Here is an 11,688-nt window from a genome sequence, read left to right on the forward strand (position 1 = left end):
CGGTCTCAGCACTCCACCGCGCTAACCGCCAACCCACCGCGCGAAGTCTCTTTATATTTGTCATGCATATCGGCGCCGGTATCGCGCATGGTGCGGATCACCCGGTCCAGCGAGATAAAGTGCTGACCATCCCCACGCAGCGCCATTTGCGCCGCGTTGATCGCTTTCACCGCCGCAATCGCGTTGCGCTCAATGCATGGCACTTGTACCAGACCGCCCACCGGGTCGCAGGTCAGGCCGAGGTTGTGTTCCAAGCCGATTTCGGCGGCGTTGCACAGCTGTTCCGGCGTGGCGCCGAGAATCTCCGCCAACCCCGCCGCCGCCATCGCGCAGGCCGAACCCACTTCGCCCTGGCAACCGACTTCGGCACCGGAGATCGAAGCGTTCTTTTTGCACAGAATCCCCACGGCTGCGGCGCTGAGGAAATAGTCGACGACATTGGCATCTGTCACCGATTCGCTGAACTTCATAAAGTAGTGCAGCACCGCCGGAATGATCCCCGCCGCGCCGTTGGTCGGCGCTGTCACCATTCGCCCGCCAGCGGCGTTTTCTTCGTTGACCGCCAGCGCGAACAGGTTGACCCACTCCATGGCGCTCAAGGTCGAGCCGATCACGTTCGGCTTGCCCAGCTCCTGCAAGCTGCGGTGCAACTTCGCCGCGCGACGACGCACATTCAAACCGCCGGGCAAGATGCCTTCGTGCTTGAGGCCCTGGTCGACGCAATCCTGCATGGCGCGCCAAAGCTTCATCAGGCCGGCGCGGATTTCTTCCTCACTGCGCCAGACCTTCTCGTTGGCCATCATTAACTCAGCCACGCGCAGGTTGTGCTTCTGGCAAAGGCTCAGCAACTCGACGGCGCTGGAGAAATCGTACGGCAACACGGTGCGATCCAGATCGACCACACCGCTGGACGCCTGGGCTTCATCCACGACAAAACCGCCGCCGACGGAATAGTAGGTGTCGCGATGCAGTTCGCCGTGATCGCCTTCGACGATCAGGGTCATGGCATTGGGGTGGAAAGGCAGGTTTTCGTCGATCAAGCGCATGTCCCGCGCCCAGATGAAGGGCACCGACAAGCGACCGTCGAGGAGCAACGTGCGGGTTTCGCGCAGGGTTTCGATACGGATGCCGATTTGCGACGGGTCGATCGCGTCCGGCCACTCGCCCATCAAGCCCATGATCACCGCGTTGTCGCTGCCGTGACCGATGCCGGTGGCCGACAACGAACCGTACAGTTGAACTTCGACGCGACACACTTGCTCCAGCAAATGCTTCTCCCGCAGCGACTCAACAAACAATGCGGCGGCCCGCATAGGCCCCACGGTGTGTGAACTGGAAGGGCCGATGCCGATTTTGAACAGGTCGAAAACACTGATAGCCATTACTGCCGAACTCCTGGATGTGCCGACTCCAGACGCAAAAAGCGCCCAGTGGCGGAGCTGCTACGCTCAAGCTGCAATCCGCCGAGATGGCCGCATCATCAGGCTTTTGTCATGTCGTTCGACGTCTCACACCGACGCACTCCTGCCCACTAACGCCGCAGGGCGGCAACGCAATGTTTTCGCCGTTTTTTAGCGGATCAGAGGGAGAAAGAGGGCTGAAAAAAGCTGTAAACGACGTCACCGACACTGGATGCGACCCTCCCTGTACTGGTTACGACGCACCCTGTAGGCGTCAGATTTTCACTGGTACATGATCGTATCGACTCGATTGCAAGGCGCCGTGGTAGAGATGTCTCCAAAACGCCATCCAACCGCAACCTATAAGTGCGGTGGTCCAGTCGGAACACTGCCAAAAAAAACACCAAGGAGTCCATCCATGAAAGGTTCCCCGTCGTTGTTGTTGGCCGCCATGCTGAGTCTGCCGTTACTGGCTCAAGCTGCTGAACCCGCCCAGTGCAGCACCGTAAACTTCTCCGATGTCGGCTGGACCGACATTACCGCGACAACCGCCACCACCAGCGTCGTGCTCAACGCCCTCGGCTACAAGACCAAAACCACGATGATTTCCGTGCCGGTGACCTACAAGTCCCTCGCTGATGGCAAGAACATGGACATCTTCCTGGGGAACTGGATGCCGACCATGGAAAACGACATCAAGGCCTACCGCGATGCCGGCACAGTCGACGTCGTGCGCACCAACCTGACAGGCGCCAAGTACACCCTCGCCGTGCCGCAAGCGCTGTACGACAAAGGGCTGCATGACTTCGCCGACATCCCAAAATTCAAGAAAGAACTCGACGGCAAAATTTACGGCATCGAGCCAGGAAACGACGGCAATCGCCTGATCCAGAGTATGATCGACAAGAACGCCTTCGGCCTTAAAGACGCTGGTTTCAAAGTGGTCGAGTCCAGCGAAGCCGGCATGTTGTCGCAGGTCGATCGCGCGCAGAAGCGCGACACCGCCGTGGTCTTCCTCGGCTGGGCACCACACCCGATGAACAAGCGCTTCAAGATTCAATACCTGACCGGTGGTGACGAGTTTTTCGGCCCGGACTTCGGCGCCGCCACCGTGGCAACCAACACCCGCAAGGGTTACACCCAGGAATGCAGCAACGTCGGCCAACTGCTGAAGAACCTGGAATTTACCGTCGACATGGAAAGCGCTCTGATGGGCAACATCCTGGACGACAAGATGAAGCCTGACGCGGCCGCCAAGGCCTGGCTGAAAAGTAATCCACAGGTCCTCGATACCTGGCTCGCTGGCGTGACCACCATTGACGGTAAACCTGGCCTGGAGGCCGTGAAAGCCAAGCTCGCGCAGTAAATCGCTTACGCCGGGCGGCTTCGGCCGTCCGGGCTGTTTATTTCCTTGCATGCGGACGTTCACTACCATGCTGATTGATCAGAAAATCCCTTTAGGCCAGTACATCGCGGGCTTCGTTGAATGGTTGACGCAACACGGCGCCAGCACCTTCGACGCAATCGCCATGACACTGGAAACGATGATCCACGGCGTGACTTTTGCGCTGACCTGGTTCAACCCGCTGGCATTGATCGGCCTCATCGCGCTACTGGCACACTTTATTCAACGCAAATGGGGACTGACGGTTTTCGTCATCGCCTCCTTCCTGCTGATCCTCAACCTGGGGTACTGGCAGGAAACCATGGAAACCCTCGCCCAGGTGCTGTTCGCCACCCTGGTCTGCGTGGTCATCGGCGTGCCGTTGGGCATTGTCGCCGCGCACAAACCGATGTTCTACACACTGATGCGCCCGGTGCTCGATCTGATGCAGACCGTGCCGACCTTCGTGTACCTCATTCCTACCCTGACCCTATTCGGGCTGGGTGTGGTCCCGGGCTTGATCTCGACGGTGGTGTTCGCGATTGCCGCGCCTATCCGCCTGACCTACCTGGGCATTCGCGATGTTCCACAGGAACTGATGGACGCCGGCAAAGCCTTCGGCTGCTCGCGCCGTCAACTGCTCTCACGGATTGAACTGCCCCACGCCATGCCAAGCATCGCGGCCGGCATCACCCAGTGCATCATGCTGTCGCTGTCGATGGTGGTGATCGCGGCACTGGTGGGCGCCGACGGCCTGGGCAAACCCGTGGTCAACGCACTGAACACTGCTGATATCGCCCTGGGCTTTGAAGCGGGCCTGGCGATCGTATTGCTGGCGATCATGCTCGACCGTATCTGCAAACAACCCGACGCTAAAGTAGGGGGTGACGCATGAGCATTATTCGCTTCGAAGACGTCGACGTAATCTTCTCCAAAGACCCGCGAGAGGCCCTCAAGCTTCTCGATCAGGGCATGACCCGCGACCAGATCCTGAAAAAGACCGGGCAGATTGTCGGCGTTGAAAAGGCCAGTCTGGACATCGAAAAAGGTGAAATCTGCGTACTGATGGGCCTGTCCGGCTCGGGCAAGTCCAGCCTGCTGCGCTGCATCAACGGCCTCAACACTGTCAGCCGCGGCAAGTTGTTCGTCGAGCACGAAGGCAAGCAGATCGACATTGCCTCGTGCACCCCGGCAGAACTGAAAATGATGCGCACCAAGCGCATTGCGATGGTGTTCCAGAAGTTCGCCCTGATGCCTTGGCTGACAGTGCGCGAGAACATCAGTTTCGGTCTGGAAATGCAGGGTCGCCCGGAAAAAGAACGGCGCAAACTGGTGGACGACAAGCTGGAACTGGTGGGCTTGGCCCAGTGGCGCAACAAGAAACCCGATGAACTCTCCGGCGGTATGCAGCAACGTGTGGGCCTGGCCCGCGCGCTGGCGATGGATGCCGACATTCTGCTGATGGACGAACCGTTTTCGGCACTCGACCCGCTGATCCGCCAAGGCCTGCAAGACGAACTGCTGGAGCTGCAACGCAAGTTGCACAAGACCATCGTGTTCGTGAGCCACGACCTTGATGAAGCGCTGAAACTCGGCAGCCGTATCGCGATCATGAAAGACGGCCGGATCATCCAGTACAGCAAGCCGGAAGAGATCGTACTGAACCCGGCGGACGATTACGTGCGCACGTTCGTGGCCCACACCAATCCGCTGAACGTGTTGTGCGGCCGCAGCCTGATGCGCACGCTGGACAACTGCAAGCGCATCAACGGTTCGGTCTGTCTCGATCCGGGCGGCGATTCGTGGCTGGACCTGGCCGAAGGCAACACCATCAAAGGCGCCCGCCAGAACGGCGCGAGCCTGGACCTGCAGAACTGGATCCCTGGGCAAGCGGTTGAAGGCCTGGGGCGTCGGCCGACACTGGTGGACTCGAACATCGGCATGCGTGATGCGCTGCAGATTCGTTATCAGACCGGCAATAAACTGGTACTGCACGACAATCACAAAGTGGTCGGGATTCTGGGTGACAGCGAGCTGTATCACGCACTGCTCGGCAAGAACCTGGGATAAGGAAGCAGACACAAAAACGCCGCGAGAGAATCGCGGCGTTTTTGTTTGAACAGGTTATTTGTAACGACGCTATCCCTGTAGGAGCCGGCTTGCCGGCGAAGGCGGCGCATCAGGCACACCGCGGTGGGGCATTCGCTGGCAAGCCAGCTCCTACAAAGGCCAGGTGGTGTTTCCGAGACTCTGTAGGAGCCGGCTTGCCGGCGAAGGCGGCGCATCAGATACACCGCGGTGGGGCATTCGCTGGTAAACCAGCTCCTACAAAGGCCAGGTGGTGTTTCCGAGACTCTGTAGGAGCCGGCTTGCCGGCGAAGGCGGCGCATCAGATACACCGCGGTGGGGCATTCGCTGGTAAACCAGCTCCTACAAAGGCGCTGCGATGGGTCCAGGCACACCGTAGCGTCATTACTCAGCTGTAAACCCGGCCAAGGAGCTGCCGATGGCTTTCAAACTGATCGAGCACATCACGGGTGATCTGATCCTGGGTGAAGCCCATCAAGTCGTAATCCTGGCTGCCGTTGTGCAGGTACACCTCGGCGCGGTAGTAGCGCGCACGCGGTTCATCAGCACTTTCAGCCGACGCCGTGTCGCTCGCCGCAGCCAGATAGCCATCCAGGCTCACTTCGTAGACAAAAGGGTTGCCCTCTTCCATCTCGATCCGCACGCCCATGCAACGCTTGGACTTGCCCAACAGCGTCTGCACATCCAGACCCTGACCGCGCAATTGCAGCGCCGCGTCTTCCAGCGCCGGGCTGACTTGCTTGTCCATGAAACGCTGAACGATCGACTGGTTCGGCTGCAAGTCCAACTGAGTCAAACGCTCGCTGAAACCACGACGACCGCGTGCAGCCAACTCCGCTTGCTCTTGTTCGATCTGCACGTCCTGGCGCATGGCCTTGTGCAATCCGAACATAAAGAACACCAGCACCACCGAGAACGGCAAACCGGCCAGCACCACCATGGTTTGCATGGCTTCGAAGTTACCGGCGAACAGCAGGCCGATGGTCACCAGCGTGATCACAGCCGACCAGAAGATCCGCAGCCAGTGCGGCGCATCCTCGTCGACGGTGCCACCCTTGCACGAAAGGTTGGCCATCATCACCGCACCGGAATCCGCCGGGGTCAGGAACAGCACGAAACCGACAAAGATCGACACGCCGATCACCACTTTCGATGCCGGGTAATGCTCCAGCAACTGGTAGATCGCCATGGACGGCTGTTCGAGCGCCGTCTTCCCGAGCTCCACCGCCCCATGGTTCATCACCAGGTCCAGGGCCGAGTTACCGAAGATCGACAGCCACGCCAGGGTAAAGCCCAGCGGGATCAGCAGCACACCGGCGACCAGTTCACGCACCGTGCGACCACGGGAAATACGCGCGATGAACATACCCACGAATGGCGCCCAGGAAATCCACCATGCCCAGTAGAACAGTGTCCACAGGCCCAACCAGCGGTCGGACTTCTCACTGTCGCCTTCGTACACGTAGAGGTCGAAGGTTTTCAGGACCACGCCGTTCAGGTAGTCACCAATGTTCTGCACGAAGCCGTTGAGCAGGTGCAGGGTCGGGCCGAACAGCAGCACGAAAATCAGCAAACCGCTGAACAGCACGATGTTCAGGTTGGACAGACGGCGGATACCGTTTTCCACACCGGACACAGCGGCGATGGTCGCCACGGTGCTCATCACGATGATCACGATCAGCAGGTTGGTGTTGCTGTGTTCCATGCCGAACAGGTTTTCGAGGCCCGAGGACACTTGCAACGAACCAATCCCCAGGTTCGTCACCAGACCCAGCAGGGTCACGAACATGCCAAAGCCGTCCACCGCATGACCGGCCGCGCCTTTGACCCAACGCTCGCCCACCAGCGGATACAACGCCGAACGCAACGCCAGCGGCTGGTTGTGACGGTAAGCAAAGTAAGCCACGGCCAGACCGACCAATGCGTAAATCGCCCAGCCATGCAGGCCCCAGTGCAGGAACGTCAGCTGAACGGCCTGACGCGCCGCCATGTTGCTGGCGGCCACGCCTTCCGGCGGGTTGAAGTAGTGATCCAGCGGCTCGGAAGCACCAAAGTACAACAGCGAAATGCCGATACCCGAGGAGAACAACATCCCCGCCCAGGCGCCGTAGCTGAAGTCCGGGGTGTCGTCCTTGCTGCCCAGTTTCAGTTTGCCGTAGGAAGAAAACGCCAAGCCCACCACGAACACCAGGTAAGCGGCGATCACCACCATGTAATACCAGCCGAAGCTGCGGGACAACCAGGCCTGAGCAATACCGAGCAATCTGCCGGCCTCTTGCGGGGCGATGATCAGAATGGCGGTCAACAGCAGGATCAGCGCGGTAGAGGTGTAGAACACCCAACCGTTGACCGTCACCTTATCGGGTGGGGTCTTTATAAGAGAGGCAGAACTCATGGCACAGATGCTCCAGCAAGTGCGAGAGAAGAACACAAGGCAACGCGATACCCGACCAATCGATTAGTTGGCAGCCGACCGGCGGGTGATATAAAGACACCCCGAAAAAAGCCCGAAACCCCAAGAGCGCCAGTGCGCGTAGGTTTCGAGCATTTTCGAATGTCGTTTTTTCGCCAACTACACGTAGGAAAAAACGCAGGTAGCGACGATTTGTCGCAGATCTTATTCTTTGTTGATTGAACGTTCAATCAAAACAAAATAGACTGGCCCTCAACCCGGTAGCCGTTTGACGTCCACCGGAAGGCCTAAGGAGATGTGCAAGATGCCCAAGGTCGGTATGCAACCCATCCGCCGCCAGCAACTGATCGAAGCCACATTGCTGGCCGTCGACCAGGTCGGCATGGGGGACGCCAGCATTGCGCTGATCGCCCGTTTGGCCGGTGTCTCGAATGGCATCATCAGTCACTACTTTCAGGACAAGAATGGCCTGATTGCCGCCACCATGGGGTACCTGATGACTGTCCTCAGCGAGAACGTCACCGCGCGCCGTTTGGCGCTGACAGATGACAGCCCGCGGGCGCATCTGCAGGTGATCATCGAAGGCAACTTCGACGCCAGCCAGGTCAATGGTCCGGCAATGAAAACCTGGCTGGCCTTCTGGGCCACCAGCATGCACCAGCCGTCTTTGCACAGGTTGCAGCGGATCAACGATCACCGTCTGTATTCCAACCTGTGCTGCCAGTTTCGCCGTGTATTGCCGCGCGATGATGCGCGCAGTGCAGCCCGTGGCCTGGCAGCCCTCATTGACGGTTTGTGGTTGCGCGGCGCGCTGTCGGGAGACGCTTTCGACACCGGGCAGGCGCAACAGATCGCTTACGAATACATGGATATCCAACTGGCCAAGCGGGTGAGTTAGAGCACACATAAACGCTCAACCCCCGAACCGCCACTGACCAGCGTCGCCAATGCTTCACGGCACGCCCAGTGGTCAACGCCAACCACTTATGCACTTGCGAGGACACTATGGCCCGTTTCGAACTGCAAAAACTCTACATCGATGGCGGTTACTCTGATGCCAGCAGCGACGCCACTTTCGAAGCCATCAACCCGGCTAACGGTGAAGTCCTCGCAAAAGTACAGCGTGCGACCAAGGAAGACGTTGAGCGCGCTGTCGTCAGTGCCGAAAAGGGCCAGAAAATCTGGGCTGCAATGACCGCCATGGAGCGTTCGCGCATCCTGCGTCGCGCCGTCGACATCCTGCGCGAGCGCAACGATGAACTGGCCGCCCTGGAAACCCTGGACACCGGCAAGTCGTACTCCGAAACCCGCTACGTCGACATCGTTACTGGTGCTGACGTGCTGGAATACTACGCAGGCCTGGTACCGGCCATCGAAGGTGAGCAGATTCCGTTGCGCACCACGTCGTTCGTCTACACCCGTCGCGAGCCGCTGGGCGTCGTGGCCGGTATCGGCGCGTGGAACTACCCGATCCAGATCGCGCTGTGGAAATCCGCACCTGCCCTGGCGGCCGGTAACGCGATGATCTTCAAGCCAAGCGAAGTCACTTCCCTGACGACCCTGAAACTGGCCGAGATCTACACCGAAGCAGGCTTGCCAGCCGGCGTGTTCAACGTACTGACCGGCAGCGGCCGTGAAGTCGGCACTTGGTTGACCGAACACCCACGCATCGAAAAAATCTCCTTCACCGGCGGCACCGACACCGGCAAGAAGGTTATGGCCAGCGCTTCTGCCTCGTCGCTGAAAGACGTGACCATGGAACTGGGCGGCAAATCCCCGCTGATCATTTTCGACGACGCCGACCTCGATCGCGCCGCCGACACCGCGATGATGGCCAACTTCTACAGCTCCGGTCAGGTCTGCACCAACGGCACTCGCGTGTTCGTACCGAGCCACCTGAAAGCCGCTTTCGAAGCCAAGATCGTTGAACGCGTTGCGCGCATCCGCGTTGGCAATCCGGAAGACGAGAACACCAACTTCGGTCCTCTGGTCAGCTTCGCCCACATGGAAAGCGTGCTGGGCTACATCGCCAAAGGTAAGGAAGAAGGCGCTCGCGTGCTGTGCGGCGGCGGTCGTATGACTGACGGCGAATTCGCCAAAGGCGCGTTCGTGGCCCCGACCGTGTTCACCGACTGCACTGACGAGATGACCATCGTTCGCGAAGAAATCTTTGGCCCGGTTATGGCAATCCTGACCTACGAAACCGAAGAAGAAGTGATCCGTCGTGCCAACGACACCGACTTCGGCCTGGCCGCTGGCGTCGTCACCAAAGACCTGAACCGCGCTCACCGCGTGATTCATCAACTGGAAGCCGGTATCTGCTGGATCAACGCCTGGGGCGAATCCGACGCGAAGATGCCGGTCGGCGGTTACAAGCAGTCGGGCGTGGGTCGTGAAAACGGCATCAGCTCGCTGAACAACTTCACCCGCATCAAATCGGTACAGGTCGAACTGGGCGATTACGCCTCGGTGTTCTAAGGCGCACCCGAAAACCCTGTAGCAGCTGCCGAGGCACGAGGCTGCGTTGCGCGTCCGCAGGACCGCCCTCAAAGGGGTCGCTGCGCAACCCAACGCAGCCTCGTGCCTCGGCAGCTGCTACAGGTGACCTGACCAACTTCAAAGAGGGTGCATTCAATGTCCCAAGAATTCGATTACATCATCATCGGTGCCGGCTCGGCCGGTAACACCCTGGCGACCCGTCTGACTGAAGACGAAGGCGTCACCGTCCTGCTGCTCGAAGCTGGCGGCCCGGACTACCGTTTCGACTTCCGCACACAGATGCCGGCGGCCCTGGCGTTCCCGCTGCAAGGCCGTCGCTACAACTGGGCCTACGAAACCGATCCAGAGCCACACATGGACGGTCGCCGGATGGAATGCGGTCGCGGCAAGGGCCTGGGCGGCTCTTCGCTGATCAACGGCATGTGCTACATCCGTGGCAACGCGATGGATTACGACAACTGGGCCAAGCTGCCAGGTCTGGAAGACTGGGATTACCTGAACTGCCTGCCGTATTTCCGCAAAGCCGAAACCCGTGACATCGGCCCGAACGACTACCACGGTGGCGACGGTCCGGTCAGCGTGACCACGCCGAAAGCTGGCAACAACCCGCTGTTCCACGCCATGGTTGAAGCTGGCGTGCAAGCCGGTTACCCACGCACCGAAGACCTCAACGGTTACCAACAAGAAGGCTTCGGCCCGATGGACCGTACCGTGACGCCGAAGGGCCGTCGCGCCAGCACCGCTCGCGGTTACCTGGACGTCGCCAAGAAGCGGTCGACCCTGACCATCGTCACCCACGCCCTGACCGACAAGATCCTGTTTGAAGGCAAGCGTGCGGTCGGCGTGCGTTACCTGATCGGCGCCGCTGAAGAGCGCGTTGAAGTCCGCGCCCGCAAAGAAGTGCTGCTGTGCTCCGGCGCCATCGCGTCGCCGCAGATCCTGCAACGCTCCGGTGTCGGCCCGGCCGAACTGCTGAACAAGCTCGACATCCCGGTGGTCCACGACCTGCCAGGCGTCGGCGAAAACCTGCAGGATCACCTTGAGCTGTACCTGCAATACGCCTGCACCCAACCGGTCTCGCTGTACCCGTCGCTGCTTTGGTACAACCAGCCAGCCATCGGTGCCGAATGGCTGTTCAACGGCACCGGCATCGGCGCCAGCAACCAGTTCGAAGCCGGCGGTTTCATCCGTACCCGTCCGGAATTCGATTGGCCGAACATCCAGTACCACTTCCTGCCGGTCGCGATTAACTACAACGGCAGCAACGGTGTGAAAGAGCACGGCTTCCAGGCGCACATGGGCTCCATGCGTTCGCCAAGCCGTGGTCGTATTCAAGCCAAGTCGAAAGACCCGCGCGAGTACCCGAGTATCCTGTTCAATTACATGGCCACCGAACAGGACTGGCAGGAATTCCGCGACGGCATCCGCCTGACCCGTGAAATCATGCAGCAACCTGCGCTGGACGCTTTCCGTGGTCGCGAAATCAGCCCGGGCATCGACGTGCAAACCGATGAGCAACTCGACAAGTTCATCCGCGAACACGCCGAAACCGCGTTCCACCCGTCCTGCTCGTGCAAGATGGGCACCGACGAGATGGCGGTGGTCGATGGCGAAGGTCGTGTGCATGGCATGCAAGGTCTGCGTGTGGTCGATGCCTCGATCATGCCGATCATCACCACCGGCAACCTGAACGCGCCAACGATCATGATCGCCGAGAAAATCGCCGACAAGATTCGTGGCCGCCAGCCGCTGCCGCGCAGCAAGGCTGCCTACTTCGTGGCCGGCGATGCACCGGTGCGGGGCAAGCCGTTGCGGGAAGTGAGCGCTACTGCTCAGTAAGACCGTTACACCGAGGTGCGCCCATCGCGAGCAAGCTCAGCTCCTACAGTTCGAGGTTGAATCAC

8 protein-coding genes are annotated in these 11,688 nt (G+C 59.8%); 6 read left to right on the top strand and 2 right to left on the bottom strand.

All coding sequences use genetic code 11. The features are described from left to right. Positions 1-5: 5 nt before the first annotated feature. Complete coding sequence (locus tag AC1DWM_RS18945) at positions 6-1,382, bottom strand: L-serine ammonia-lyase (RefSeq protein ID WP_223515865.1); 1,377 nt, start codon at positions 1,380-1,382, stop codon at positions 6-8. A 436-nt stretch (positions 1,383-1,818) separates the two neighbouring features. On the opposite strand from AC1DWM_RS18945, the gene AC1DWM_RS18950 reads away from it, so the two are divergent. The 3 genes from AC1DWM_RS18950 to choV all read left to right on the top strand — a co-directional run bounded on the left by AC1DWM_RS18950 (position 1,819) and on the right by choV (position 4,854). Then, on the top strand, positions 1,819-2,766 hold the full coding sequence (locus AC1DWM_RS18950; protein ID WP_223515868.1) for a choline ABC transporter substrate-binding protein: 948 nt from the start codon (positions 1,819-1,821) through the stop codon (positions 2,764-2,766). Positions 2,767-2,833: 67 nt separating this feature from the next. Continuing rightward, positions 2,834-3,679, top strand: coding sequence for a choline ABC transporter permease subunit (gene choW / locus AC1DWM_RS18955; protein ID WP_223515871.1), 846 nt, complete (start codon positions 2,834-2,836; stop codon positions 3,677-3,679). Next, positions 3,676-4,854, top strand: a complete 1,179-nt coding sequence (choV, locus tag AC1DWM_RS18960; RefSeq protein WP_223515874.1) for a choline ABC transporter ATP-binding protein — start codon at positions 3,676-3,678, stop codon at positions 4,852-4,854. Before choW ends, choV begins: the two co-directional genes overlap by 4 nt. 406 nt (positions 4,855-5,260) lie before the next feature. Here choV and AC1DWM_RS18965 read toward each other — a convergent pair whose 3' ends face one another. Beyond that, a complete protein-coding gene (locus tag AC1DWM_RS18965; RefSeq protein ID WP_223515897.1) occupies positions 5,261-7,210 on the bottom strand; it encodes a BCCT family transporter in 1,950 nt (649 codons plus the stop codon). Between the two features lie 379 nt (positions 7,211-7,589). Here AC1DWM_RS18965 and betI point away from each other — a divergent pair, with 379 nt between their 5' ends. From betI to betA, 3 genes are all read left to right on the top strand, one after another. Then, entirely contained in the window at positions 7,590-8,183 is a 594-nt protein-coding gene (gene betI, locus AC1DWM_RS18970; protein ID WP_223515876.1) for a transcriptional regulator BetI, read from the top strand. A gap of 107 nt (positions 8,184-8,290) precedes the next feature. After that, on the top strand, positions 8,291-9,763 hold the full coding sequence (gene betB / locus AC1DWM_RS18975; protein ID WP_223515879.1) for a betaine-aldehyde dehydrogenase: 1,473 nt from the start codon (positions 8,291-8,293) through the stop codon (positions 9,761-9,763). 156 nt (positions 9,764-9,919) lie between these two features. Then, on the top strand, positions 9,920-11,623 hold the full coding sequence (gene betA, locus AC1DWM_RS18980; protein ID WP_223515881.1) for a choline dehydrogenase: 1,704 nt from the start codon (positions 9,920-9,922) through the stop codon (positions 11,621-11,623). Positions 11,624-11,688 lie beyond the last annotated feature (65 nt).

Source organism: Pseudomonas sp. P4_C8 (assembly GCF_056401975.1).

Coding starts and splice junctions, on each gene's coding strand:
- AC1DWM_RS18945 (WP_223515865.1), bottom strand. CDS start 1,382: ATGGCTATCAGTGTTTTCGACCTGTTCAAAATCGGCATCGGCCCTTCC.
- AC1DWM_RS18950 (WP_223515868.1), top strand. CDS start 1,819: ATGAAAGGTTCCCCGTCGTTGTTGTTGGCCGCCATGCTGAGTCTGCCG.
- choW (WP_223515871.1), top strand. CDS start 2,834: ATGCTGATTGATCAGAAAATCCCTTTAGGCCAGTACATCGCGGGCTTC.
- choV (WP_223515874.1), top strand. CDS start 3,676: ATGAGCATTATTCGCTTCGAAGACGTCGACGTAATCTTCTCCAAAGAC.
- betI (WP_223515876.1), top strand. CDS start 7,590: ATGCCCAAGGTCGGTATGCAACCCATCCGCCGCCAGCAACTGATCGAA.
- betB (WP_223515879.1), top strand. CDS start 8,291: ATGGCCCGTTTCGAACTGCAAAAACTCTACATCGATGGCGGTTACTCT.
- betA (WP_223515881.1), top strand. CDS start 9,920: ATGTCCCAAGAATTCGATTACATCATCATCGGTGCCGGCTCGGCCGGT.